The organism is Shewanella decolorationis (assembly GCF_004354305.1).
Lineage (GTDB): Bacteria > Pseudomonadota > Gammaproteobacteria > Enterobacterales > Shewanellaceae > Shewanella > Shewanella decolorationis.
Genome location: NZ_CP037898.1, coordinates 1,426,958 through 1,451,958 on the forward strand (window position 1 = coordinate 1,426,958; position 25,001 = coordinate 1,451,958).

Annotated in this window: 24 protein-coding genes; 18 read left to right on the forward strand and 6 right to left on the reverse strand. The window is 47.9% G+C overall.

The features are described from left to right. Positions 1-151: 151 nt before the first annotated feature. Complete coding sequence (locus EYR25_RS06440) at positions 152-1,981, reverse strand: ABC transporter ATP-binding protein (protein WP_133178883.1); 1,830 nt, start codon at positions 1,979-1,981, stop codon at positions 152-154. A gap of 181 nt (positions 1,982-2,162) precedes the next feature. On the opposite strand from EYR25_RS06440, the gene EYR25_RS06445 reads away from it, so the two are divergent. The 7 genes from EYR25_RS06445 (at position 2,163) to EYR25_RS06475 (ending at position 9,367) form a co-directional block, all read left to right on the forward strand. Beyond that, the gene (locus EYR25_RS06445; protein WP_133178884.1) at positions 2,163-3,791 is read left to right on the forward strand and encodes a DNA-3-methyladenine glycosylase 2 family protein; all 1,629 of its coding nucleotides are present in this window, start codon (positions 2,163-2,165) and stop codon (positions 3,789-3,791) included. A 116-nt stretch (positions 3,792-3,907) separates the two neighbouring features. Beyond that, positions 3,908-4,474 carry a methylated-DNA--[protein]-cysteine S-methyltransferase gene (locus EYR25_RS06450; RefSeq protein ID WP_133178885.1) on the forward strand — a complete coding sequence of 189 codons (567 nt, stop codon included), beginning with the start codon at positions 3,908-3,910 and terminating at the stop codon, positions 4,472-4,474. 37 nt (positions 4,475-4,511) lie between these two features. Continuing rightward, a complete protein-coding gene (locus EYR25_RS06455) occupies positions 4,512-5,795 on the forward strand; it encodes a DEAD/DEAH box helicase (RefSeq protein ID WP_133178886.1) in 1,284 nt (427 codons plus the stop codon). A gap of 65 nt (positions 5,796-5,860) precedes the next feature. Continuing rightward, entirely contained in the window at positions 5,861-6,331 is a 471-nt protein-coding gene (locus tag EYR25_RS06460; protein WP_133178887.1) for a phosphatase domain-containing protein, read from the forward strand. Between the two features lie 136 nt (positions 6,332-6,467). Continuing rightward, on the forward strand, positions 6,468-7,367 hold the full coding sequence (locus EYR25_RS06465; protein WP_023267653.1) for a chemotaxis protein CheV: 900 nt from the start codon (positions 6,468-6,470) through the stop codon (positions 7,365-7,367). A 172-nt stretch (positions 7,368-7,539) separates the two neighbouring features. Next, positions 7,540-8,766, forward strand: a complete 1,227-nt coding sequence (gene sstT, locus EYR25_RS06470; RefSeq protein WP_133178888.1) for a serine/threonine transporter SstT — start codon at positions 7,540-7,542, stop codon at positions 8,764-8,766. A 76-nt stretch (positions 8,767-8,842) separates the two neighbouring features. Beyond that, positions 8,843-9,367, forward strand: a complete 525-nt coding sequence (locus EYR25_RS06475; protein WP_133178889.1) for a CIA30 family protein — start codon at positions 8,843-8,845, stop codon at positions 9,365-9,367. A gap of 52 nt (positions 9,368-9,419) precedes the next feature. Here the strand turns inward: EYR25_RS06475 and EYR25_RS06480 are convergent, their stop codons facing one another. Continuing rightward, positions 9,420-10,799: a Gfo/Idh/MocA family oxidoreductase gene (locus EYR25_RS06480; protein WP_133178890.1), complete on the reverse strand. Its 1,380-nt coding sequence runs from the start codon at positions 10,797-10,799 to the stop codon at positions 9,420-9,422. A gap of 335 nt (positions 10,800-11,134) precedes the next feature. Here EYR25_RS06480 and EYR25_RS06485 point away from each other — a divergent pair, with 335 nt between their 5' ends. After that, complete coding sequence (locus EYR25_RS06485; RefSeq protein ID WP_133178891.1) at positions 11,135-11,569, forward strand: hypothetical protein; 435 nt, start codon at positions 11,135-11,137, stop codon at positions 11,567-11,569. 122 nt (positions 11,570-11,691) lie between these two features. Here the strand turns inward: EYR25_RS06485 and EYR25_RS06490 are convergent, their stop codons facing one another. The 3 genes from EYR25_RS06490 to EYR25_RS06500 form a co-directional block, all read right to left on the reverse strand. After that, a complete protein-coding gene (locus tag EYR25_RS06490; RefSeq protein WP_133178892.1) occupies positions 11,692-12,363 on the reverse strand; it encodes an RluA family pseudouridine synthase in 672 nt (223 codons plus the stop codon). A gap of 106 nt (positions 12,364-12,469) precedes the next feature. Further along, positions 12,470-13,024, reverse strand: coding sequence for a protein disulfide oxidoreductase (locus EYR25_RS06495; RefSeq protein ID WP_133178893.1), 555 nt, complete (start codon positions 13,022-13,024; stop codon positions 12,470-12,472). Between the two features lie 104 nt (positions 13,025-13,128). After that, entirely contained in the window at positions 13,129-13,755 is a 627-nt protein-coding gene (locus EYR25_RS06500) for an acyl carrier protein phosphodiesterase (protein ID WP_133178894.1), read from the reverse strand. A 181-nt stretch (positions 13,756-13,936) separates the two neighbouring features. Here EYR25_RS06500 and EYR25_RS06505 point away from each other — a divergent pair, with 181 nt between their 5' ends. From EYR25_RS06505 to EYR25_RS06550, 10 genes are all read left to right on the forward strand, one after another. Then, a complete protein-coding gene (locus EYR25_RS06505) occupies positions 13,937-14,146 on the forward strand; it encodes a hypothetical protein (RefSeq protein ID WP_133178895.1) in 210 nt (69 codons plus the stop codon). 64 nt (positions 14,147-14,210) lie between these two features. After that, positions 14,211-15,248, forward strand: coding sequence for a tRNA preQ1(34) S-adenosylmethionine ribosyltransferase-isomerase QueA (queA, locus tag EYR25_RS06510; RefSeq protein WP_133178896.1), 1,038 nt, complete (start codon positions 14,211-14,213; stop codon positions 15,246-15,248). A gap of 161 nt (positions 15,249-15,409) precedes the next feature. Beyond that, positions 15,410-16,534, forward strand: a complete 1,125-nt coding sequence (gene tgt, locus EYR25_RS06515; protein ID WP_023267663.1) for a tRNA guanosine(34) transglycosylase Tgt — start codon at positions 15,410-15,412, stop codon at positions 16,532-16,534. 26 nt (positions 16,535-16,560) lie between these two features. Beyond that, complete coding sequence (gene yajC / locus EYR25_RS06520; RefSeq protein WP_023267664.1) at positions 16,561-16,893, forward strand: preprotein translocase subunit YajC; 333 nt, start codon at positions 16,561-16,563, stop codon at positions 16,891-16,893. A gap of 17 nt (positions 16,894-16,910) precedes the next feature. Next, positions 16,911-18,761 carry a protein translocase subunit SecD gene (gene secD, locus EYR25_RS06525; protein WP_011716500.1) on the forward strand — a complete coding sequence of 617 codons (1,851 nt, stop codon included), beginning with the start codon at positions 16,911-16,913 and terminating at the stop codon, positions 18,759-18,761. 12 nt (positions 18,762-18,773) lie between these two features. Further along, positions 18,774-19,721 (forward strand): protein translocase subunit SecF, encoded by a 948-nt coding sequence (secF, locus tag EYR25_RS06530; RefSeq protein WP_133178897.1) that lies wholly within the window; start codon positions 18,774-18,776, stop codon positions 19,719-19,721. Between the two features lie 255 nt (positions 19,722-19,976). Continuing rightward, positions 19,977-20,294, forward strand: a complete 318-nt coding sequence (locus EYR25_RS06535) for a putative signal transducing protein (protein WP_023267667.1) — start codon at positions 19,977-19,979, stop codon at positions 20,292-20,294. 111 nt (positions 20,295-20,405) lie between these two features. Further along, positions 20,406-20,765, forward strand: coding sequence for a rhodanese-like domain-containing protein (locus EYR25_RS06540; protein WP_207953675.1), 360 nt, complete (start codon positions 20,406-20,408; stop codon positions 20,763-20,765). A 35-nt stretch (positions 20,766-20,800) separates the two neighbouring features. Further along, positions 20,801-21,712: a precorrin-2 dehydrogenase/sirohydrochlorin ferrochelatase family protein gene (locus EYR25_RS06545; RefSeq protein WP_133178899.1), complete on the forward strand. Its 912-nt coding sequence runs from the start codon at positions 20,801-20,803 to the stop codon at positions 21,710-21,712. 85 nt (positions 21,713-21,797) lie between these two features. Continuing rightward, complete coding sequence (locus tag EYR25_RS06550; protein ID WP_023267670.1) at positions 21,798-22,343, forward strand: YaeQ family protein; 546 nt, start codon at positions 21,798-21,800, stop codon at positions 22,341-22,343. 44 nt (positions 22,344-22,387) lie between these two features. Here EYR25_RS06550 and EYR25_RS06555 read toward each other — a convergent pair whose 3' ends face one another. Continuing rightward, positions 22,388-24,820, reverse strand: coding sequence for a S8 family serine peptidase (locus EYR25_RS06555; protein WP_133178900.1), 2,433 nt, complete (start codon positions 24,818-24,820; stop codon positions 22,388-22,390). Between the last annotated feature and the right edge of the window lie 181 nt (positions 24,821-25,001).

Sequence of the window (25,001 nt, forward strand, 5' to 3'; positions counted from 1 at the left end):
GCTGGCAATAAACTCTTTATGCCTTTACCTGACAATAAAGCAACATAACGAATAAAGTCGAATATAAAGGCGACTCGAGGTCGCCTTTTACATCTAAACTCAATGATTTTTCAAATCAAAGTGAAAGGTGGTGCGCTTAAGAAACGCAAAGCTACTCAATCCCGAGGAAGCCACCAGTTTGATGCGCCCAAAGCTGTGCATAGATACCGCCAGCAGCAATTAACTCTTGATGGGTACCTTGTTCGACAATACGACCTTGATCTAGCACGATTAATCTGTCCATTGCCGCGATAGTGGACAATCTATGGGCAATCGCGATCACAGTCTTTCCTTGCATTAGTTCGTACAAGCTTTCCTGAATCGCAGCTTCCACTTCGGAGTCTAAGGCAGAAGTTGCCTCATCGAGCAGTAAAATCGGCGCATTTTTCAATAGTACCCGAGCAATCGCGATACGTTGTCTCTGTCCGCCGGAGAGCTTAACCCCACGTTCACCCACTTGTGCATCTAAGCCATGGTTGCCATTAGGATCGGTCAGTTCATTAATAAAATCATGGGCCTGAGCCTGTTTTATTGCATGCTCGAGCTGGGTTTCGCTGGCATCAGGATTACCGTAAAGAATATTCTCCCGAATAGTGCGATGCAGTAGCGACGTATCTTGGGTCACCATACCAATCTGTGAGCGCAGTGAGTCCTGCTTGACCGCTTTAATATCTTGACCATCGATACAAATTTGGCCTTTCTCAACATCGTAAAAACGCATCAACAGGTTCACTAGGGTGGACTTACCCGCGCCAGAACGGCCAACGAGACCGACTTTTTCGCCCGCTTTGATATTGAGGTTCAGATCTTCAATAACACCCGCTTCTTCGCCGTAATGGAAACTCACCTGATTAAAATCGATACGTCCTTGCTCAACCACTAAAGTGTTGGCATTGGGCGAATCTTGAATAAGAGTCGTTTTCGAAAGGGTATTCATCCCATCGGTCACTGTACCTATATTTTCAAATAACGAACTGATTTCCCACATGATCCATTGCGACATGCCATTGAGACGCAGCGCTAAACTTACGGCAATTGCAATCGCTCCAACGGAGATGGCATTGTCACTCCAGAGCAGGATAGATACAGCGGCAATACTGAAGGCGAGCAGATAGTTAATCACTTGCACACTAACACTGATCCCCGTAACGAGTCGCATCTGGCGGTACACAGTGTCGAGGAAACTGCGCATACTCGCCTTGGCATACTCAGCTTCTTTATCCGTATGAGCGAAGAGTTTCACCGTGGTGATATTGGTGTAACTGTCGACAATACGTCCTGTCATCGTCGAACGCGCATCGGCCTGTTCAGTCGAAACCGTTTTCAGCCTAGGCACAAAATACCACTGTAAACCGATATAGAGCGCCAGCCAGATCAGCATGGGGATCACCAGACGCACATCGGCACTGGCCACCATCACCAGCATGGAAGTGAAATACACTAAAATGTACACCAGCACATCGAGGAGCTTCATTACGGTTTCACGGACCGCAAGGGAAGTTTGCATCACTTTAGTGGCAATGCGGCCAGCAAAATCATTTTGATAGAAGGACACGCTTTGCTTGAGCAGATAGCGATGCGCAAGCCAGCGAATCGACATGGGATAATTACCCAGCAAGGTTTGATGCATGATCAGCGCATGGAATAACACTAATAATGGCATCACCACTAAGACCATCAGCCCCATTAATAGCAGCGTTGAGCCTTCATCTTGAAAGAGTGTCTCAGGGCTTTTTTTCACTAACCAATCGACTAATTGCCCCATAAAGCCAAATAGCGAGACTTCGAGCATGGCGATTAATGCCGTCAGCACCGACATTAAGATAAGCGGTAATTCATAGCCCTTAGTGTAATGGCGGCAAAACGCATATACCCCCGTGGGCGGCTTGGTTGGTTCGCCATCGGGCAGGGCTTCAACCCAAGATTCAAATCGTTTAAACATGAATTGACTCTATTTTATTGAGAAAAATGGATGGGGAAAACGTCGAGGTGTCTAGCATATAGGATCTTGCACTTTAAAAGCACGCGATGATCCAGTTCCGTTTTCCGCGAGTGTGCTAGCATAGGGTGACGTACAGTAACCGACAAGTACAAAATTGTGAATAAGATTGTCGGATAGCCAAATGAAGCAAACAGCCGTGAGCCAAAACTCAGCCCCAAAACCGCCATACGAGCCAGCATCAAGCGACGCGCAGGATTGCCAAATATCCGCCGGGATTTGCCGTGAAGCACGCATTAGCCGCGATCCACGTTTTGACGGTAAGTTCTTTGTGGGTGTGTTAAGTACGGGGATTTATTGCCGAACAGTGTGCCCAGCAGTAGCGCCGAAGGAAGAAAATGTACGTTATTTTGACTCGGCCATTAAAGCTGCTCAGGCGGGACTTAGACCGTGTCTGCGTTGCCGCCCCGACAGTGCTCCTGGCTCTAATCCGTGGAAAGGCACTAACACAACCTTAGACAGAGCCATAGGTTTGATTGAAGCTGGCGCCTTATCTGGCGAGCACGGATTAACCGTCGAGGCCTTGGCGGACAAACTGGGGATCAGTAGCCGTTATTTAAATAAGTTATTTACCGCAGGATTTGGCACTTCACCTAAACAATTTGCCCTCTATCGTCAGTTATTGTTCGCAAAACAGTTGTTGCATCAGACGCAGTTGCCCATCACTCAGGTCGCCCTTGCCGCAGGCTTTAACAGTATTCGCCGTTTCAACGAGGCATTTCAGCAGGCGCTGCAATTAACGCCCACACAGTTACGAAAATCCAGCCAAAAATCGACAGCAAAGATAGATGAAGGGGAGAGTGCTAAACTCGCTTGTTCGCAGGAGATGCCAGCGCACAGTTTGAGTCTGTATCAGTATTACCGGCCGCCACTCGATTGGTCGGCGCAATTAGCCTTTTATCGCCTGCGCGCCGTCGAAGGAATGGAGTGGTTTAGTGATAATGTAGACCCTCACTTCCATGAGGTAATTAACCAAGATACGCCACTTGAGTATGGCCGCACCCTGCAACTTGAGGATATCCGCGCTGTTGTGCATATCGTCCATGAGGCACCTTTGTATCGCTTTAAAATCACGCTGACGTTAACGCCTGACTCGCCCTTATCGGGCCTACAAAAGCTCATCACCCAAGTGCGGCGCATTTTAGATCTCGATGCCGACATGCAGCTGATTGAACACAACCTTCAGCATCTGACCGATCTAAAACTCAGTAGCAAATCCGGGCTTAGGATCCCTGGCGCAGGCGCGGTGTTTGAGGCGGGTTGTCGAGCCGTCTTAGGTCAGCAGGTGAGCGTAGTGCAGGCGACTAAATTACTGAATATATTGGTCGAAGCCTATGGCGAGCGCTTTAGTTTAAATGGGCGGGAATATCGCCTGTTCCCCACGCCGCAGGCGATTCGTGGGGCGAGTCTCGATGAGCTTAAAATGCCCGGTGCGCGCAAACTGGCGCTCAATGCGCTTGCGGCGTTTATCTGTGAGCAGCCCGAAGCCTCAGTCGATGAGTGGATTGGGGTAAAAGGTATAGGTCCTTGGACCATTGCCTACGCCAAATTGCGTGGACTTGGCGATCCGAATATCTTCTTGCACACAGATTTAATCGTTAAAAAACAATTGTTAGCCAGTGTTGCCGAGCAAAGAGGCTTGGATATTGAAGCGGTAAAACAGCTGGATTATACGGCGCTTGCACAGCGGGTGAGTGCGGATATCGCCCCTTGGGGGAGTTATTTGACCTTCCAGTTGTGGTCCAATGCATAAGGCATTTCAGGCCATTCGTTATTGTTCCAGTGACTAGGAACCAGTGACGAGGCTCCATATGAGAGCCACTATTAACTATTTGAAACACAGTACTAAAGCCGTTTACGAGACCCATTATGAGCCCGAATTTCTCCCAATTGATTAGCGCGCCAACGGCCAAAGATTATCAGCCCTGCGCTGTCGATACCTTAAGTACCCCTGTCGGCGTACTACAACTCAATGCCAATGCCTACGGATTAAGCCACTTAACGGTCGTAGGGTCGAGCCGAACGGAGATCCCGCTAAAGGTTGCAACTGATGTCGAACTCGCGCTGGCCAAAAGCCATATTGAGCAGGCAAAGGCGCAGCTTCAGGAATATTTTCGCGGTAAGCTAACTGAGTTCCACTTAAGCTTAGCGCCTAAGGGAACCGAATTTCAGCAGCAGGTGTGGCAGGCGCTGGTGCAGGTCGGTTATGGGCAGAGTTGCAGTTATGGCGATATCGCCCAACGAATCGACAGACCCAAAGCCGTCAGGGCGGTGGGTGCCGCCAATGGTGCCAATCCCATCGCGATTATTGTGCCCTGTCACCGTATCATTGGTAAAAATGGCCAATTAACCGGTTATGCCTATGGACTCACGATGAAACAACAGCTGTTAATGCTGGAATCGACAAGCAAGGGAGCGCATTTTACGTTAGAATAGCGGTCATATTTGTTATTGATGAGCCATGTAATTTTTTATGACCCAAGCTTCTTCCTCCGTTTCCAATTTTGCCGAACTTGGCATTATTGCGCCCCTGTGTAATCGACTCTCTGAGCTGAGCTATGTGACGCCTACGCCCATACAAGCGGCGACTATTCCGGCCGTGCTCAGTGGACGGGACGTATTAGCGGGGGCGAATACGGGCTCAGGCAAAACGGCCGCCTTTGCCGTGCCGTTATTGCAGCGCCTGTTTGAGGCGAAAACTGCGGAAAAGTCTGCAGGCCAAGTGCGTTGTTTGGTACTGGTGCCAACCCGCGAATTGGCGCAGCAAGTTGCCGATAGCTTTTTATCCTATGCCTCTCACTTTAATGGCCAACTTAAGATAGTTGCGGCGTTTGGCGGCGTGTCTGTCAATCTGCAAATGCAAAGCTTACGCGCGGGGGCCGATGTGCTGGTGGCAACGCCTGGCCGTTTATTGGATTTATTAGCCAGCAATGCGCTTAAGTTAAACCGCGTCTCAGCCTTAGTGCTGGATGAAGCTGACCGCATGTTAAGCCTTGGGTTTACCGATGAATTAAATCAAGTGCTTGAAGCGCTGCCCGCCAAGAAACAAACCCTATTGTTTTCGGCGACATTCCCTGAAGAAGTGCGTGCACTCACGGCGAAATTACTCCATCAACCGCTTGAATATCATCTACAAAGTGAGCAAGAAAGTACCATTGAGCAGCGCGTTATCACAGTCAACCGTGAACAAAAAACGGCGTTGTTAGCACACTTGATTAAGCAACATCAGTGGTCGCAGGCGCTTATTTTTGTCAGCGCTAAAAACACTTGTAATCACCTCGCACAGAAGCTGTCTAAACGTGGGATCAGTGCCGAAGTCTTCCATGGCGATAAGGCGCAAGGCGCGCGAACTCGGGTACTCGATGGCTTTAAAAGTGGCGAAATCAGTGTGTTGATTGCGACCGATATCGCAGCCCGCGGTATTGATATTGATAAACTCCCTGTGGTGATTAACTTCGATTTGCCAAGAAGTCCAGCCGACTATATGCACCGTATTGGTCGTAGCGGCCGCGCGGGAGAGGCGGGTTTGGCGGTGACCTTGATTTCCCATGAGGAATATCATCACTTCGGCGTAATTGAAAAGAAAAACAAAATCAAACTGGTACGTGAACAAATCCCTGGATTTGAAGCGAATGCTGAGATGCCACTGGAAGTGTTAGCGCAGGAAAAACCGCAGGCTAAACCCGAAGGCACTGGCAAGAAAAAGCGTAAACAGTTACCCGCGGCGAACCTTGAATTTTGGGGTAAAAAGTCTTAATTCCTTGGGCGTGAGTTATGCTTAGTGCATCTCATGTCCCTTCGCATCTGGTTTGTGGGAGCAGTATGCAGCATCTATTTTGGTTAGTTGAAGGCAAGATAGCGGGTCGAAGTGGCCCCAATAAGGATCCTTGGGATTTAGCCGAGCTTAAGGACTCTGGGATCCGTGCGGTGTTATCAGTGAATGGCGGAGAGGGCTGTGAGCCGGGCAGTTTTAAGCATCATGGATTGCGTTATGAATGCATTCCTTTCTCCCGCAATGTCCCGCCGCAGGAAGGGGATATTGCTATATGTGTTGCCCAGTTACCGCGTGCGCTGGCTTTTATTCAGCAGTGTGAAGCCGATAACTTGCCCGTGTTAATCCATTGCCGCTCGGGTAAAGACCGTACTGGGCTTATTATGGCCTATTACTTGATGGTGAATGGCGCCGCGCCTTTGCATGCCGTTAGCCAAGTGCGCAGCATTCGCGATATTGCGTTTACAGCCGAAGGTTGGGATCAGTTTGCCTTCGATGTGCTTTATGCACTGCAGGATTAATTCAGTAATAGGTATGATTTTCGTAAAGCTAAATACAAATCACTGATTTCAACTCATTTGACCTTAGTCATCACTTTTAGCGCGTGTTAAGGTTAAGATACTGGCAGTTTAATTTGAGTGAGCACTCAGTTTTATTATGAAAAGTAAGGCAAATCAATCACAGGGATTACTCCTATTTAGGCTATCTCAACGTCAGATATTTGCCTTAGGCACCCTAAAAGTTCGTGAACTCGTTCCTTATACTCCGTTGAGTAAAATCCCTCAATCCCATCCCACGATCCTTGGGGCAGCTACTATTCGTGGCAACACTATCCCTGTGGTCGATATGGCGGCAGCGATTGGTTATCGCCCCATCAGCGATGAAGAGCGCCAACATTGCTATATCATTATTACCGATTGTCAGCGGATGATTATCGGCTTTTTGGTGCGTGCGATTGATAAGATTATCGAGTGCAATTGGCGCGATATTGAAGCGCCATCGGCCAATTTAGGCCGCAATGCCTTTTTAACTGGGGTGACGCGCTACGATAATCAGCTGGTGCAGTTACTCGACGTGGAGTTGTTGCTGTCGAAGGTCTTCCCCGATGCGCCCGAGGCCAATCGCGCTATTTTAACTGACGTGCAGCGCGAGAAGTTAAAACCCATGCGTATTTTGTTGGTGGATGATTCTAAGGTCGCACGCAAACAACTTTCTGACGCGCTTGATAGCATTAACATTCCTTATTTTGTGACCCCAGACGGTAAAGAGGCGCTCTCGATTATGGAGCAGGCCGCCGCCGAGCATCATCCAATCGATATTCTGGTCAGCGATATTGAAATGCCAGGGCTCGATGGTTATGAGCTGGCGTTTGAAGTGCGTGATAATCCTCTTCTCGCCAAAGCTTATATCATTCTGCATACCTCACTTTCGAGCGAGATAAGCGTCAGCCAAGCCCATCAAGTTGGGGCGAATGAGGCGCTGACAAAGTTTGATGCCCATGAGCTGGTCGAAGCCATGCTGCGGGGTGCCGATTTAGCGGCTACGCGGGCACATTAGACCCCATGTTGGATTTTTGTAAGGGTTTTGCAGGGGCTGGGTAATTTAATCGGCTTATTTCCCTGCAAAGCTAGACAAGTTCCGTCGCATCCTATAAAAACCTTATTGACCTCGATTTTGAAGGTGTGGGGTGGGGAAACTCAGCCGAAATATAATAACGATAGGTTAAGTAATGAAACAAGAATCGTCTTTGTTAGCCAAGTTGGCTAATGGCAGTTTGGTGCTGCAAATTCTCGTGGGGATTATCGCTGGTGTGAGTCTAGCCAGTTTTTCACATGAAGCCGCAAAGCAAGTCGCGTTTTTAGGAAGTCTCTTCGTAGGTGCATTAAAAGCCATTGCACCTATTCTAGTGTTTATCCTTGTGGCGTCTTCCATCGCCAATCAAAAGAAAAATACTCAAACCAATATGCGCCCGATTGTGGTGCTGTACTTATTTGGCACCTTCGCAGCCGCATTAATTGCAGTTATTTTAAGTATGATGTTCCCAACCAATTTAGTATTGGTTGCTGGCGTTGAGGGCACCAGCCCGCCGCAGGGTATTGGTGAAGTGATCAATACCTTACTCTTCAAACTGGTTGATAACCCAGTCAACGCATTAATGACGGGTAACTACATTGGCATTTTGGCTTGGGGTGTGGGTTTAGGTTTAGCCCTGCACCATGCGAGTGATTCGACCAAGCAAGTGTTTGCCGATGTGAGCCACGGTATTTCGCAAATGGTGCGTTTTATCATTCGTTTAGCACCTATCGGTATCTTTGGTCTGGTTGCGGCGACCTTTGCCGAAACCGGTTTTGCCGCCATAGCCGGTTACGCCAAGCTATTGGCCGTGTTACTCGGCGCGATGGCTATCATCGCTTTAATTGTTAACCCGCTGATTGTTTATGTGAAAATTAAACGTAATCCCTATCCATTAGTGATCCGTTGTCTGCGTGAAAGTGGCGTCACCGCATTTTTCACTCGCTCCAGTGCGGCAAATATTCCGGTGAATATGGCGCTGTGTGAAAAATTAAAGCTGCATGAAGACACCTATTCTGTTTCTATTCCGTTAGGTGCAACCATCAACATGGGCGGCGCTGCGATTACCATTACCGTGTTGACCTTAGCCGCGGCGCATACCTTAGGCATTCAGGTGGATTTATTAACGGCGTTACTGCTGAGTGTAGTAGCGGCGATTTCGGCCTGTGGTGCATCGGGTGTCGCTGGTGGTTCGTTACTGCTTATTCCGCTGGCTTGTAGCTTATTTGGTATTTCTAATGATGTGGCCATGCAAGTGGTTGCCGTTGGCTTTATTATCGGGGTTATCCAAGATGCGGCCGAAACCGCACTGAATAGTTCTACGGACGTGATTTTTACCGCCGCTGCTTGTGAAGCCGCTGAAAACAAAGCTAAACTTGGATAAAGTGTGCTGTTGTTAGTGTAGAAAAAAGTATCATAAGAGCAGTCACCACGGTGGCTGCTTTTTTATGGGAGTAGTTATGATCCTTTTCGATTTTAAGGACTTAGATGCGGCTAAGTCTTGGTATGGTGTTAATGATACCGTGATGGGCGGTTTGTCACGCAGTAAGCTCACCATCTCTCCGTTAGGTTATGGGATGTTTAGCGGCCATGTGTCACTCGCCAATGGCGGTGGTTTTGCCTCGGTGCGCTGTGAGTTTTCGCCGCTTGATGTCGGCGAGTTTAGTGGGATTTACCTCGAACTCGACCGCGACAGGAGCAAGCACTACAAAGTGAACCTTAAGGATGCTGATACGCCGCAGAGCACGGTTTATCAGGCGCCTATGCCCGATGCTAAGCATCAATCCTTTGGCGTTAATGGTGGCAGTATTATTCACTGGCAGCGTATCGAAATTCCTTTTACGGCGTTTCATCCCCATTGCCGTGGTAAATCGATTGAGCGAGCTGCGATAGATTTAAGCCGTTTGACTAGCATAGGGCTGGTGATTGGTGCGCAGCAAAGTGGTGATTTTTCGTTAAAGATTAAATCGATAGGTTGTTATTAAAGGGATAAACCTAAGTTTATCCCTTTACGTTAACCACTCACTTTCGAGTGTTCTAGGCGCCGACAATCCCTAAGGGCGTGGCATGTTCCCATGCGCCGCGGGTAAAGTCGGGGAAATTGACCGAGTTGCTGCGGTTATTCAGCGATTGCTCACTTAAAATATTCACCACAGACCAAGTGGCGCCATCGTAGACATCCTGATCGAGCGCCTCGCCGTTACGTAGGCAATAGACCATACGCCATAGCATCACAAAATCCATCCCGCCATGGCCGCCGTTGATTTCGGCTTCTTTACCGATGCGTTGCCAGAGTGGATGATCGTATTTGTCATACCACTTTTGCATGTCCGTATCCCAATCGTGGTAACTCTTACCAAAGCCGCCGTGCTCAACGGCAATCCGATTTGGGAATCCGGCAAAAACGCCATTGGTTCCTTGGATAAGGTTATGGCGGCTATAGGGTCGAGGTGTAGTGGTATCGTGCTGAACCATAATGGTTCGGCCCTTAACGGTTTTAATCAGGCTAGTGCTCATATCGCCATTGATGTACTTGAGCTGATTACGCTCATGATCGGCGGGAAATTCACGCTTGGCATACAGCGCGCGCCCGAGTGCGGGTGAACTCATAGAGGTGAGATAATCGAAACGGTCACCGCGGTTGATGTTCATATATTGAGAAATCGGCCCTAAGCCGTGGGTGGGATATAAGTTACCGTTGCGTTTAGTGTGCCAGTAAGTGCGCCACGAACCAGTTTTATGGTCGATTTCCTTCATTTGCCAGCGCAGCTCATGGATATAAGCGGCCTCGCCGTGGAGCAGCTCGCCGAACACACCTTGGCGCACCATGTTGAGCACCATCAATTCTTCGCGGCCGTAATTGACGTTCTCCATCATCATGCAGTTTTTCTGGGTGCGTTCGGCGGTATCGACAAGTTGCCAGCATTCTTCCACTGTCAGTGCCAATGGCACTTCCACAAAGGCGTGTTTACCACTTTCCATGGTATCGATGGCCATGGGGGCGTGCCATTCCCACGGGGTCGAAATAATCACAATATCGATATCATCGCGGTTTAACAGCTCGCGATAGCTGAGATCATTCCCCGTGTAGACCGCAGGTTTTGGCCGCTTTTGCTTAATGATATGTTCAACGGCTCTATCGATAACGGCTTGGTGGGTATCACAAATGGCTTTAAGTTCTACGCCTTCTAAGTGACAGAATTGTTCGACATGGCTAAAACCTCGCTCTCCCACACCGATAAAACCGACTCTAACCACCTCCATTTTCGGGGCGATAAGTCCAATAACGGATTTTCCAACGCGGGGTTTAGGGGCAACGCTACTGGCGTTGGCATTGAGGGCGATATTGGCCGTAACAAGACCTGCAGTAACTGCGCCTGCGGTTTTTAGAAAATGGCGGCGATGAATATTGTGCATAAGCTTCCTGCATTATTTTTGATTATTTGTAGGGCGATATATATCCCGTTTGTTATATCAGAATCCTAAGCTGAGTGAATAATAAAAGATGTAACAAGCTCATTCGTGGGGATGAATGCGCAAGATGTGAAATAAGGTATTTATCTTTACTTTAGCGATAGGTAAATAGTGATAAAGATCGCGTTTTTATTTTCTAATTAAGCTACACTGCCGATTAATTAATCAGGCGAAATTATCTTTTAGTTTTTAAACGTTTAGCAAATTTAATTTAACCAAAAAATTACATTTTATGGTGGATTTGGGGTAATTTGCGACTCGGGGGAGTAAAGCGGTAAATGGGTTCTATGCTTAATGTACTACCACAACTGACGTTCACTTTAGGTGAGTGGGTATTGCATAAGGATATCAGGATGTCTGGGATTGAAAAACGCCGTCGCCTTCATTGGCGGGAGTCAGATATGCAAAATCGAGAAATTATTGGTCGTTGGTTAGATGAGCGTCCACTGCTTGGTGACAAAATTACCCTCTATAAAGAAGCGGACAAATATTATTTAGAAACTTGGTTTAGCGATGGCTGCCATAGTTTGGATGAAGTGAATCTGTCCAATACGCCGCAGGGCCAAAAAGTGGAAGATGTCGGCGGCAACTTCTTCGGTGAATATTTTATGGTGACGCCTGCCATGCAACTGCAGTTTTGCAATGAGCAGGGCAGTTATTTCCAAGTCGATAAGTTGATGGCGGATATTGATTTCAATCAGCGCGTGGCTTAATGAGTCGCAGTGAAATACGCTAATCAATAAATCGGCAAATACCAAGCCGATTGGCTAAATACGAGGTCGCTTAAGGCGACCTCGTGTCTTTTTAGGGGGTGGGGAATTGATAAGGTGGTGTGTTAAGCCGAGAAGGGATGCTTACTGTAAAAATGCATGGCTTTACCCGAGTAAGGATGGGTAAAACGTAAACTTTGGGCGTGAAGACAGAGTCTTGGTCTGGCCTTTATCACTTCATCATCGCCATAAAATTCATCCCCAAGAATGGGATGCCCCAAGGCGAGCATATGCACTCTCAGTTGATGGGTACGGCCCGTTTGTGGTGTTAATTCGACTAAGGTGCTGTTTTCGCGTCTTTCTAGCACTCGGTAATGGGTCAGGGCACTCTTCGCGCCAGCTGTCCCTGCCGTTTGCGTCTTCTGATAGGGTGGGTGCTCGGGATCGGGCGCGATAGCTAAATCGATTATTCCTGCATCCTTTGCAATTACCCCCATGACTTCGGCGATATACACTTTCTCATTTTGCCTATCTTGGAACTGGGTTTTTAGCTGAGATTCGGCTTTTTTGTTGCGGGCAAACACCATAATGCCAGAGGTGGCGCAATCGAGTCGATGCACGAGAATAGTGTCAGAATACAAACGTTGTAGTCGGGTGAGGGCACAATCGAAGGTATGTGCGGCTCGGCCGGGATTAGATAACAATCCAGAAGGTTTATTAATAATGATCAAATCTCTATCTTGATAGCGAAGATCTATCCAAGGGACTGAAGGGGGCTGGTAATCAAATATCTGCATCGTATCCTCATCATTTGTGCGGCCATACTAGCAAAATATCAGTCACTAAGCAGTATATTCTCGAGCTGGCGTTTGCTGAGGTTGCTAGAACCGAACTAGAGCTGAACTAGAATTGTGTCAACCACAATCTGAACTTCATGCCCCAAGTCGAGGTGACTCCTGAGGTGACAAAACGGATTTCCCCTTGGGGATCGATTATATAAATAGCCGGAAATGCCATCGCGCCCCACTGAGTGCTTCGCTTACCATCGTCATCGTTTAGCACCGGAAAGTGATACTGATGCTCGTCCATATAACGCTGGATCTCACTATCACTGCCAGAGGCTACGGCTACCGAAATCACCTTATGGTCTTGGCTGATACTCTCAACCATAGGGGAAGTGACGCGGCACACCGGGCACCAAGTTCCCCAGAAATAGACTAATGTTGGCTCTGTCTGGGCTGCATTCAGCGTAAGCTGGCTGCCATCAATCGCGATACCGCCTAATACTGGCGCTTGGCCTGTGATCATATCCCGTTGCAAATAGAGGCTGATGCCGTAGAGCACCAGCGCCATGATGCTAAGATCCCTAAGCTGTTTAAGCCAAAAGCGCGGGCTTCGTAGTTTTTGGCGCCAACTGAGTGGGTGAGCTGGTTTAGGGCTTGGTTTTGCGGACGTCACTGTGACGGTAACCTCACTGAATATATGCTATTGCAAAGGCGTTAGGGTAAACGCTTAGGCTTAAACAAGGCTTGATAACAAAATGCAGGTGTTAGACTTCGAGCTTAGTCAGCTGAGCCACTGGGTAAATAGTCACTTGGGGTTTTACGGCTCCAAATACGGGTATACGCCATTAATTGAGGATAGAAGGTGCGAAAGGCGGTTTCTGTCTCTATTTGCATTTTCGCTAACAGTTTATCCGCGCCGTTAAATAAGGCACTGTGCGGATGGCCTTTTGCCCGTTGCGCCAATGCCTGTTGTATTCCCTTAGATGTGGCGTAGTTGTTTAACCAATCTTGACGACGCATATCGGCGATGATCTCTAGGCAAGACTGTGGATGATACTCATCGCATTGGGTCGCAAATTCTGCCAGTTCGGCATAGGCTTTTTGGCTAAACTCAGACAATGGCTGCTGGTGATATTCTTCCCAGTAGTAGGCTAAATAATGATCGAAACTTACGAACATTAAATCTGCTGCTATGCTTGATAACCGAGTGGGAAAGAGTGCTATGAGTTCTTGAGTTAGCTCATGATTGGCACAAAGCTGATTAATTTCTTGGTTTAACCACAGTCCTTGGCGAAGTGCTTGCGGCGCAGAATCGATTGGCGCAGTGACAAAATTGCCGGCCAAATTGGCGCCAAGGTGGGTTTTACTGATCTCAGCTAAATGTAAGTGTGTAAGAATGTTCATTTTTTGTGCTTGGTTTATCGCGTTAGTTCACGGTATCATGGGCAGGCGCGCTGAGGAAAGCACAAATAGGCAAAATCGTGTGCTTTTCTAAGGGAGTGCTTACGTTAGCGTTTCACCAGGAAGGCAAATGCTGATGTAGGATTGAAAATGCACCAATTAATTAACCTGTTAAGGATCATGGATGATGTGGAACTGGTTTTCCAAAATGCTTGGTAAAGACTCGCGCCCTAAGCGTAAAAAAGTGCTAGTCGATATTCCCTATGAGCAGCATAGTTTCAGCATGGATAATTTTTCGCGGACTCGCCCTAAATATGATGTGAATGAGACATCGACCTCAGATGTGCTCGACGAGTCGGATACAACCGCGGATATGGACATCGCGAACAAGTAATCTTGATCTTATTGGCCTCTAACCATAGACTAGCCGCCGTTCTAAGCTATCTAGAGGCCTTTGCATGCGCGTAACAGACTTTTCCTTCGATCTTCCCGACGAACTTATCGCTCGTTATCCCATGGCGCAACGCACTGCGTCACGTCTGTTAACCTTAGATGGCAATACTGGCTTACTTGCCGATAAACAGTTTACCGATCTGCTGGGGATGATTAATCCCGGCGATTTAATGGTGTTTAACAATACTCGAGTGATCCCTGCGCGTTTATTTGGCCAAAAGGCCAGTGGTGGCAAACTCGAGATTTTAGTTGAGCGTATGCTCGACGATAAGCGTATTCTCGCCCATGTGCGTAGCTCCAAATCTCCGAAGGTGGACAGCATTATCCACCTCGATGGCGGTTATGAGATGAAGATGGCTGCCCGCCACGATGCCTTATTTGAACTTCAACTCTTATCCGACCTGACGATTTTAGAAGTACTCGAAGCGGTAGGGCATATGCCACTGCCTCCTTATATCGACCGTCCCGATGAGGATGCCGACAAAGAGCGCTATCAAACCGTGTATAACCAAAACCCTGGTGCGGTAGCTGCGCCTACGGCAGGCCTTCATTTTGACGATGCCATGCTTGAGGCATTAAAAGCCAAGGGCGTAAATATCGCATTTGTGACTTTGCACGTGGGCGCTGGTACCTTCCAGCCAGTGCGCGTAGATAATGTGCTCGAGCACAAAATGCATTCCGAGTGGGCCAATGTACCGCAGGATGTCGTGGATCTAATTGCCCAAACTAAAGCGGCGGGCAAACGTGTGGTCGCTGTTGGGACGACGTCCGTGCGCTCACTGGAGAGTGCCGCCCGGGCCAGTGAAGGCGAACTGAAAGCCTTTAGCGGCGATACCGATATCTTTATCTATCCTGGGTATCAGTTCCGAGTTGTCGATGCCATGATCACTAACTTCCACCTGCCGGAATCGACCCTCATTATGTTGGTCAGTGCCTTTGCAGGTTTTGATCATGTTATGGCGGCGTATAAACACGCAATCACGCAAAAATATCGCTTCTTTAGCTATGGCGATGCCATGTTTGTGACGAAAAAAGCTCACTAGACCAAGATTTTGTTTTAAAATAGCCGCCCACATTGAGTTTGGGCGGTAATTTTTTTCAGCCAAAGGTTGAACCTTTTAGATCTGTCCCTATCTCTATTGTTAATCAAAATGGCGCTTGCCATTACAAATGTAGTCAGACTGTTTATCTGGCGAGGTGAATTATGAAATTTGAACTCGACACTACCGACGGCCGTGCGCGCCGTGGTCGCTTGATTTTTGAACGCGGCACGGTAGAAACCCCAGCCTTTATGCCTGTTGGTACTTACGGTACGGTAAAAGGCATGACGCCTGAAGAAGTGCGTGCTACTGGTGCGGATATTCTGCTCGGTAACACTTTCCACCTGTGGTTACGTCCCGGCGAAGAAATCATGCGTAAGCATGGTGACTTGCATGATTTTATGAACTGGCAGCGTCCTATTCTGACCGATTCGGGCGGTTTCCAAGTATTCAGTTTGGGTGACATTCGTAAAATTACCGAAGAAGGTGTGCATTTCCGTTCGCCAATCAATGGCGAGAAAATCTTCTTAGATCCTGAAAAATCAATGCAAATTCAACATGCATTGGGCAGTGATGTGGTAATGATTTTTGACGAATGTACCCCGTATCCGGCGACAGAAGATGAAGCGCGCAAGTCAATGCAGATGTCACTGCGTTGGGCTAAGCGTTCACGCGACGAGTTCGACCGTCTGGAAAACCCCAATTCATTATTCGGGATCATCCAAGGCAGTGTTTATGAAGATTTACGCGACGAGAGCTTAAAAGGCTTAGTCGACATTGGTTTCGATGGTTATGCCGTCGGTGGTTTGGCCGTAGGTGAGCCTAAGGAAGATATGCACCGCATTCTTGAGCATATCTGCCCACAAATTCCTGCGGACAAACCGCGCTATCTGATGGGGGTCGGTAAGCCAGAGGATTTAGTTGAAGGTGTGCGTCGTGGTATCGACATGTTTGACTGTGTGATGCCAACCCGTAACGCCCGTAACGGTCATCTGTTTACCAGTGAAGGTGTGATCAAGATCCGCAATGCGCGTCATCGTGATGACACATCACCGCTCGATCCTAAGTGTGATTGTTATACCTGTAAAAACTATTCACGGGCATACCTTTACCATTTAGATCGTTGTAATGAGATTCTGGGTGCGCGTTTAAACACCATTCACAACTTGAGATACTATCAAATGTTAATGGAAGGTTTGCGCGGGGCGATTGAGACAGGTACATTAGACGCCTTTGTAAAGGACTTCTATACCAGTCAAGGTCGTGAAGTACCAGAGTTAGTCGATTGATTTTTTGCTAATAAGAAGAGAAAACTATGTTCATTTCAAATGCATATGCAAATGCTGCAGGCGCTCCACAGGGTGGCGGCACCATGGAATTGATTTTCATGCTGGTGATTTTTGGTCTGATTTTCTATTTCATGATTTTCCGTCCGCAATCTAAGCGTGTTAAAGAGCACAAGAACCTGATGTCATCTTTAAGCAAGGGCGACGAAGTCCTGACCAGCGGCGGTATCTTAGGCAAGATTGCAAAGATCAGCGATGAAAATGACTACGTGTTACTGAGCTTGAACGACACGACTCAAATTACAATTAAAAAAGATTACATTGCAGCTGTATTGCCTAAGGGCTCTATCCAGTCGTTGTAAGCCAAGAGGGCTCAGGCGTGTTAAATAAATACCCAATGTGGAAAAACATTATGGTGGTGCTCGTCATCGCCATAGGTTGTTTCTATGCCGTACCTAACCTGTTCGGTGAAGATCATGCGGTGCAAGTAGTGGCGACTCGAGGTGCTGAAGTCACGGCATCTACCCAAGCCAGAGTGAACGAGCTGTTAGCCAGTAAGGGCATTGCGGTAAAACGTTCTGAGCTTGAAAAAGGCCAATTGTTGGTTCGCGTGCAAAACGCGGATCAACAGTTGCTGGCCAAGGAAACCATCGCCGAAGATTTAGGCGATAAGTTTACCGTGGCACTTAACCTTGCCCCTGCGACGCCGCAGTGGCTCGAGTCCATGGGCGGTAGCCCAATGAAACTCGGTCTGGACCTTCGTGGTGGTGTGCACTTCTTAATGGAAGTGGACATGGGCGAAGCCATCCGCAAGATGGAAGAGGCCAAAGTGGCCGATTTCCGTTCACAATTACGTGAAGAAAAAATCCGTTACGCTGGCATTCGCAACAATGCGCAAGGTATCGAGATTAAATTCCGTGATGCCGAAAGTTTAGCCAGTGCAGAACGTTTCTTAAAATCGCGCAGCAACGATATGGTGTTCAGCGATGTGAGCAAGGGTGAAGACTTTGCCCTGCAAGCCGTGATGAGCGAAACCTATCTCAAGCAGATTAAAGAAGAAGCGCTGCAGCAAAACATTACCACTATCCGTAACCGTGTGAACGAGTTAGGGGTAGCTGAACCTGTGGTTCAACGCCAAGGTGCTGAGCGTATTATCGTTGAGCTGCCAGGTGTACAAGATACGGCTCGCGCTAAGGAAATCTTAGGTGCAACTGCATCGATTGAATTCCACATGGTAGACGATAAGGCCGACCCGAATGCGGCGCAATCTGGCCGTGTACCTGCGGGTTCTGAGGTGTATCAGCGCCGTGAAGGCGGTCAAGTGGTACTGAAGAAGGAAGTGATGCTAACGGGTGATCATATCACTGGCGCACAACCAAGTTTTGACCAATACAGCCGTCCACAGGTGAGCATCAACCTCGATGCTAAAGGCGGTACCATTTTCTCTAACGTGACTAAGGACAATATCGGTAAACCGATGGCGACCTTGTTCATCGAATATAAAGACAGCGGTGAGCGTAACGCCGATGGCAGCGTAAAAATGCAGAAAATCCAAGAAGTGATTTCTGTGGCGACCATTCAAGCGCGTTTAGGCCGTAACTTTGTGATCACCGGCTTAAGCCATGGTGAAGCACAAAACCTCGCACTGCTGCTGCGTGCTGGTGCCCTGATTGCGCCCGTATCGATTGTAGAAGAACGTACTATCGGTCCAAGCCTAGGTGCAGAAAACATCGAAAGCGGTGTGCAAGCCATGATTTGGGGTATGGCAGTCGTACTTATCTTTATGCTGGTTTACTACCGTAGTTTCGGCTTGATCGCCAACTTAGCCTTAACGGCCAACTTAGTGATGGTGGTTGGGGTGATGTCTATGATCCCTGGCGCCGTATTAACCCTGCCTGGTATTGCGGGTATGGTGTTAACTGTGGGTATGGCGGTTGACGGTAACGTACTGATTTACGAGCGTATCCGTGAAGAGTTACGTGCAGGTCGCAGCGTGCAGCAGGCGATTCACGAAGGTTATGGTAACGCCTTCTCTACCATAGCCGACGCTAACATTACTACCTTCCTGACAGCGCTGATCCTGTTCGCCGTTGGTACAGGCGCGATCAAAGGCTTTGCGGTAACCCTGATGATCGGTATTGCGACATCGATGTTTACCGCTATCGTGGGTACCCGCGCAATCGTGAACGCGATTTGGGGTGGTAAGCGCGTGAAGACGTTGTCTATCTAAGGGGAAGCGATAATGTTAGAAATTTTATCTTTAAAACGTACGGTTAACTTCCTCCGTCATGCGCTGCCTATCAGCATTATGTCGGCCATTTTGGTATTGGGCTCGCTGGTGTCCTTGGCGACTAAAGGCATTAACTGGGGCTTAGACTTTACCGGCGGTACTGTGGTTGAGATGGAGTTTACTCAACCCGTTGATTTGAACGTGCTGCGTTCGAAACTGTCTGCACCTGAGTTAGATGGTGCAGTGGTACAAAACTTCGGTTCGAGCCGTGACATATTGGTGCGTCTGTCTGTTAAAGAAGGGGTGAGCAGCGATGCACAGGTGAAATCTGTGATGTCTGCGGCCCAACAAGTGGATGCGGGCGTTCAACAAAAACGGGTTGAATTCGTCGGTCCTCAAGTGGGTAAAGAGTTGGCTGAGCAGGGCGGTTTAGCGGTATTGGTCGCGCTTATCTGTATCATGATCTACGTGTCTTTCCGTTTCGAATGGCGTTTAGCCTTTGGCTCAGTAGCAGCGCTGGCCCACGACGTGATTGTGACCTTAGGGGTGTTCTCCTTATTCCAATTGGAATTCGACCTGACTGTATTGGCGGGGGTATTAACGGTTGTGGGTTACTCACTCAACGATACCATAGTTGTGTTTGACCGTATCCGTGAAAACTTCCTCAAGATGCGTAAGAGCGAGCCAGAAGAAGTGGTCAACGTTTCTATTACTCAAACCATGAGTCGTACCATTATCACTACCGGTACGACGCTGGTGACCGTTGTGGCGTTATTCCTGAAGGGCGGCACTATGATCCACGGCTTTGCGACTGCATTGTTGTTGGGTATTTTCGTCGGTACCTATTCTTCTATCTACGTAGCAAGTTACCTTGCGATCAAACTGGGCATTTGCCGTGAGCATATGATGCCAGTTGAAGTCGAGAAAGAAGGTGCTGATCAGCCATCAATGATGCCGTAGGCCATTCTGAGTACCGCTTATCACTCATTCTCGATATCAAATGCCACTTTTTAAAGTGGCATTTTTTTAGCTTAGATTTTTCAACCTTTGATAATCTGCTAGCAAACTCACAACTTTATAGTGACTAATGCTGTAAAACGTAAATGTTAAATTTATTAACAACTGATGTAAAAAACAGCACTCGACAGGCTAAGTTATTTCACTGTAGGATGTCGGCTGCCTAGTTTTTTGAAGATAAATGCAGTAGGAAGTCGCATGGAAGAACGTAAAACATTAATTGCTGGTGGAAACCTGTTACAGGCCCATACATGGAAGGGACTATTAGAAGCCTGTGGCATTCATGTTGAGTTGCGTGGCGAGGCCTTGCTCGGCGGTATAGGTGAGTTGCCTGCTGGGTTGCACAATATCGAGCTTTGGGTGTATGAGTCACAACTTGCAAAAGCACAAGCACAGCTTAGTGGCTTGGATGTGATTAGCCCTCAGTGGCAGTGTTTACAATGCCACGAGATGAACGAGGGCAGTTTTGAATTGTGTTGGCATTGCAGCGCCGAGCGTAGCGAAAGTCATAATTAATCTCTAGTTTGTCCCACGCCCACAGTGGCAAAGATTGCGTCCCATCACTTAGCGAATTACACTTCAGCAATATTCGCTAAGTCATTCAATCTCTTATCTAAGGAGTATGTGATGCATCCGTCCAGTGCTTTTTCCGCTCTTGTCGAATCTGTTCGTCCCCATGTCGTTGAAGTGAGCATTGAGACCTATCAAGCCGACGACACTTGGGTACTAATTGATGTCCGTGAAGATCATGAATGGTTGCAGGATCATCTGCCGCAGGCGAAACACATGAGCCGCGGCACTATTGAGCGCGACGTTGAACAGCGTTTTCCCGATAAAAGCACTCCGCTATTACTCTATTGTGCGGGTGGTGCACGCTCTGTACTGGCTGCAAGCAGTTTACAGCTTATGGGCTATAGCAGAGTTGCTTCTTTAATTGGCGGTTACAAGGGTTGGATCCAACGCCAACTACCCGTGGTGCAAGATTAATTTATATCCGGTTTGACTTCTTACAGGCGAGTGACATGCAATATTTCCCACTCTTTATCGATACTGTTAATTTAAATGTTCTGTTGGTGGGGGCCGGTGATGTGGCTAGCCGCAAGCTGGCGTTATTAACGCGCACTGAAGCCAATATCCATGTCATTGCGCCCGAGGTGAATCCTGAGGTACAAGCCTTTGCAGATAAGGGGCGGATCCTGCTTTCACAACGGTCGGTGGTTCAGGCGGATATCCAAAACTACGATCTTATCTATCTAGCGACCGCGGACGATAAGCTTAATGCTGAATTGGCTACCTTAGCCACCGAGCGTGGAATTTGGGTTAATGCTGTGGATAATCCCGCCTATTGCCGCTTTATTACGCCTTCAATTGTCGACAGGGGGCGCCTTGTGGTGGCGATCAGCACGGCGGGGGCGGCGCCCGTGTTTGCGCGAACCATTCGAGCAAGGTTAGAGACCAGCCTGCCGCAATCCCTTAAACCCTTATTCGACTTTGTAGCCGACAAGCGTCTCGAAGTACAGCAAAGACTTACTAAAACCGCGACGCGAAGATTGTTTTGGGAGCGCTTTTTCGACACCAATGGCGATAGGTTTGATGCGCGCACCCCAGAGCATTATCAAAATGCTTTTAATAATATCGTCAGCCGCGGGGAAATCCTGCTATTGGACGAGGCCACGCCTGTCGAGTTATTGCCGCTGGCGGCGATGCCGTTATTGCAGCGCCTCGACTGGATTTACAGCGAAGTCAGTTTAGCCGATAACTTGGCTGAGTTGGTGCGCCGCGATGCTAATCGGGCAGCGCTCCCTGCGCTGAGTGATATCAGCCGTGAATATGAGCAAGGCTCACGGATGCTGTTGGTTGCTGATACCCAGAAGATTGAGCAACTTAAGGCGCATTTTCCGGTGGCTAAGCATTTACGCCCAGGTGCGATTTAGTCTGCTTAATCGCAGTTTGTTTGAGCTAACGGCGAGTCTTAGGTAGACTCGCCGTTTATTTTTATCGTTAAGCTTAGGACGTGCTATGGCTCTCAAAGCGACAGTGTTTAAGGTCAATCTTCAGATCGCTGATATGGACCGAGGTTATTATCAAGATCATCAGCTGACGTTAGCGCAGCATCCCTCCGAAACCGATGGCCGCATGATGGTGCGTTTGTTGGCCTTTATCCTAAACGCTTCTGAGACCTTAAGTTTTACTAAGGGATTGTGCGTCGACGATGAGCCTGAGCTGTGGGACAAGAGTCTCTCTGGGGAAGTGGACCTGTGGATTGAATTTGGCCAAGCCGATGAAAAATGGCTACGTAAGGCGAGCGGCCGAGCCAAAGCAGTACAGCTCTTCGCTTATGGTGGCCGTAGTGTGCCCATTTGGTGGAAACAAAATCAAGTGGCTCTAGAACGTTATAAAAATTTGAAAGTATGGAATATTGCCGAAGAGTCGGTGACGGCGATGGAGGCGTTAGTGAGCCGCACTATGTCGCTGCAGGCGTCTATCAGTGAAGGGCAAGTCTGGTTATCGGACAATGAGCACAGCGTGCTTATCGAGCCCAAAATGCTTAAAGATTATCAATAAAAAAAGAGCCTGCTATTGCAGGCTCTGATGTTTTTTCGTTTTGATTATTGGAATTTCAATTCCCAGCTATCGATATAGCCAACGTCGCCACGGGCTGCGTCAATTGCTTTTAGCTTCCAAACACCGCTAGATTCAACACCCGTCATATCAACTGTGTAGCTTTTATTGATATTGTCAGTGCCAGAACCTGTTCTATTGTGCAATGTTGAAGTTTGACCACTTGGGCTGATCAATTGCACTTTTAAATCACCGATATAAGGATGAACAATATTAACCACTGCAGTCACTGTGCCTGAATTACCAGTGCGGGTCACTGTAATTGGGCTAGTGATCCCTGCTGTTTTATTATCAGGAATATTGTAGTTGTCGGTATTGCTATAGCTTGATGGCGCAGTTGGAGGTGTTCCTCCGTCACTAGGATTGGTATAGCTTGCTGTTAAAGACACTCCGCTGAAGGCCGAATAACCTTTTACCATCGCATAGTAAGTACCAGATTGAACGTTGCTGATTGGGCAAGATTCACTGTTACCACCTTTGTATGGACGGCAATCGTAGTTTGAGGTCGTTGGCGCTGCGCCGTACTGTACGTATAGATCAGCATCACCCGTGCCACCGTTCATTACAAAGCCTAGGTTAGTCGCGCCCTGTGGCACTTCAAATGAGAAATGCAGCTCTTCACTGGCAGCGCCGCTTAAACCTGTTTTAGGTACACCATTAACCAATACGCCATCTGTAGGTGTGGGATCGACAGGATCTGTTGGGCCATTACAAGACGCATCTAAGAAGGCTTTGGCAGCAACGGCATTCACTAAACCATAACCATAATAGTCATCACGGCCTGCAGTGCCTAAGTCTTCAGCGGTTTGCTTGAGCGCATTACGCACCTGGGCTGCGCTACACTCTGGGTGGTAGCTCCACACTAGGGTCGCTACACCCGAAACGTGTGGTGTCGCCATCGATGTACCGTTGTAATACTCGTAATCCTTGTTGCCTTGGTTACTGACAGTAACCGTTGCACCCAACTGGTTACGCAGTGCTAAACCGGTTGCACGGTCAACAGACACTGACACCATGTTGATTTCGCTATTCGCATCAACGAGGAAGGGGTTTTGTAATCCTGGTAGAGCACTATTACTGTAAACAATTACAGCGCTGGCACCCGCATTCTTACAGGCTTTTACCGCATTGATTTCTGGATACGAAGTACCTTGGTTACCCACACGCTCAACTAAACACACCTTGTTGGTCATGTTACCGCAGTTGAAGGTTGAGCCGTTAACAGTACATTCGGCTAAGGTCGCAGTTGCTGTACCATTAAATGGATTTGGCGCGTAGTTGGTGCCCGATGGTGTAAAGCGATTGTGCGGCACCACACCAGAGTTAAAGTAAGATTGACCGCCGATAGTGATATCCGCTAAACGACCTTCACCGCGGGTAACGGTTGATAGAATCGCTTCACCTGGGCCTGCAATCTCAACTTGGTTAGTGTATTGCGAGAAGGCTGAGTGATCTTTATGGCTATCAACAGAAGCGACCGACATCACTGCATCGTATGAGGCTGGATAGCTATGGGTGTTGTCACCATCGTTACCGGCAGCGGCGATTAATAGTACACCGTTGTTATAATGGGCAGCTAAAGCATTACGTTCAGTCGTGCTCGAACCTGCACCACCTAAGCTCATGGTAACAACATTGGCACCATTAGCCACACAAGTATCTACGGCAGAAACGAGCGATGAAGAGTAACCCCAGCCAGCCTCGTTAAACACTTTAATCACGTGGATATTGGCATTTTGGTTTGGCATTACACCAACCACACCATCGTTATTGGCAATGGCTGCGATAGTACCTGCAACGTGAGTACCGTGGGCATTGTTATTACCTGGCTCATACCAGTTACCTGTGCCTGAGTTATTGGTACCAGTGACATTGTTACCGCTTAAGTCGCTGTGGCCACGGTCGTAACCTGAATCGATAATACAAATAGTACGGTTGCCCGCTTGGCTATCGCTTAATTGAGTCGCACCCACATAGGTTTGCCCCCAAGGGGTTGTTTCGCTTAAAAAGCGGCGTGGCATGTCTTCCTCAACATACTCCACATCAGCACGCGCTCTTAATGTCTTTAATGCATTGTTATCCAACTTGACCGAATAGCTGTTGCTGCGGCCAATGCGTTTCATTTCCTTGGCTTTTGCCTTGTTCAACACGCTATGTTGTGCGCTCACTTCTGCAACCTGAGGTTGATAATTCATGGTTGTTTGCAGTTGATCGCTTGCTTGTAAGCTGCCCTCAGACATCATTGCGGGGGCATCAGCATTTTTAAATTTAACAATATAACGTTTTGGCAGAGGAGAGGTCTGTGATTGCATTGCTGCGGCAAAACCAGGTGCTTCTGGTGCCGCATTAACACCTGCTGAGATCGCAATAGCTAAGCTGGATAAGCTTAGAACTATTTTTGAGGTTCTATTGATTCTCATGTTTTTCTTCCATGTTCAATTTAGTGTTAATCATTATTATTTTGTGCTTTTAAAGAATAACTACAACTCAGATGCTACTCATTTGGTGAATCTATCTTTGTTGTAACGTGTTGTAAAATAATTGTTAATGGTATGGTGGTTGGTAAAATGCAATATGTACATAATCAGACTAAATGAATAA

Coding starts and splice junctions, on each gene's coding strand:
- tgt (WP_023267663.1), top strand. CDS start 15,410: ATGAAATTTGAACTCGACACTACCGACGGCCGTGCGCGCCGTGGTCGC.
- sstT (WP_133178888.1), top strand. CDS start 7,540: ATGAAACAAGAATCGTCTTTGTTAGCCAAGTTGGCTAATGGCAGTTTG.
- secF (WP_133178897.1), top strand. CDS start 18,774: ATGTTAGAAATTTTATCTTTAAAACGTACGGTTAACTTCCTCCGTCAT.
- EYR25_RS06460 (WP_133178887.1), top strand. CDS start 5,861: ATGCAGCATCTATTTTGGTTAGTTGAAGGCAAGATAGCGGGTCGAAGT.
- EYR25_RS06535 (WP_023267667.1), top strand. CDS start 19,977: ATGGAAGAACGTAAAACATTAATTGCTGGTGGAAACCTGTTACAGGCC.
- EYR25_RS06445 (WP_133178884.1), top strand. CDS start 2,163: ATGAAGCAAACAGCCGTGAGCCAAAACTCAGCCCCAAAACCGCCATAC.
- EYR25_RS06440 (WP_133178883.1), bottom strand. CDS start 1,981: ATGTTTAAACGATTTGAATCTTGGGTTGAAGCCCTGCCCGATGGCGAA.
- EYR25_RS06500 (WP_133178894.1), bottom strand. CDS start 13,755: ATGAACATTCTTACACACTTACATTTAGCTGAGATCAGTAAAACCCAC.
- EYR25_RS06455 (WP_133178886.1), top strand. CDS start 4,512: ATGACCCAAGCTTCTTCCTCCGTTTCCAATTTTGCCGAACTTGGCATT.
- EYR25_RS06505 (WP_133178895.1), top strand. CDS start 13,937: ATGATGTGGAACTGGTTTTCCAAAATGCTTGGTAAAGACTCGCGCCCT.
- yajC (WP_023267664.1), top strand. CDS start 16,561: ATGTTCATTTCAAATGCATATGCAAATGCTGCAGGCGCTCCACAGGGT.
- EYR25_RS06480 (WP_133178890.1), bottom strand. CDS start 10,799: ATGCACAATATTCATCGCCGCCATTTTCTAAAAACCGCAGGCGCAGTT.
- EYR25_RS06450 (WP_133178885.1), top strand. CDS start 3,908: ATGAGCCCGAATTTCTCCCAATTGATTAGCGCGCCAACGGCCAAAGAT.
- EYR25_RS06555 (WP_133178900.1), bottom strand. CDS start 24,820: ATGAGAATCAATAGAACCTCAAAAATAGTTCTAAGCTTATCCAGCTTA.
- EYR25_RS06475 (WP_133178889.1), top strand. CDS start 8,843: ATGATCCTTTTCGATTTTAAGGACTTAGATGCGGCTAAGTCTTGGTAT.
- EYR25_RS06485 (WP_133178891.1), top strand. CDS start 11,135: ATGGGTTCTATGCTTAATGTACTACCACAACTGACGTTCACTTTAGGT.
- EYR25_RS06550 (WP_023267670.1), top strand. CDS start 21,798: ATGGCTCTCAAAGCGACAGTGTTTAAGGTCAATCTTCAGATCGCTGAT.
- queA (WP_133178896.1), top strand. CDS start 14,211: ATGCGCGTAACAGACTTTTCCTTCGATCTTCCCGACGAACTTATCGCT.
- EYR25_RS06465 (WP_023267653.1), top strand. CDS start 6,468: ATGAAAAGTAAGGCAAATCAATCACAGGGATTACTCCTATTTAGGCTA.
- EYR25_RS06545 (WP_133178899.1), top strand. CDS start 20,801: ATGCAATATTTCCCACTCTTTATCGATACTGTTAATTTAAATGTTCTG.
- EYR25_RS06540 (WP_207953675.1), top strand. CDS start 20,406: ATGCATCCGTCCAGTGCTTTTTCCGCTCTTGTCGAATCTGTTCGTCCC.
- EYR25_RS06490 (WP_133178892.1), bottom strand. CDS start 12,363: ATGCAGATATTTGATTACCAGCCCCCTTCAGTCCCTTGGATAGATCTT.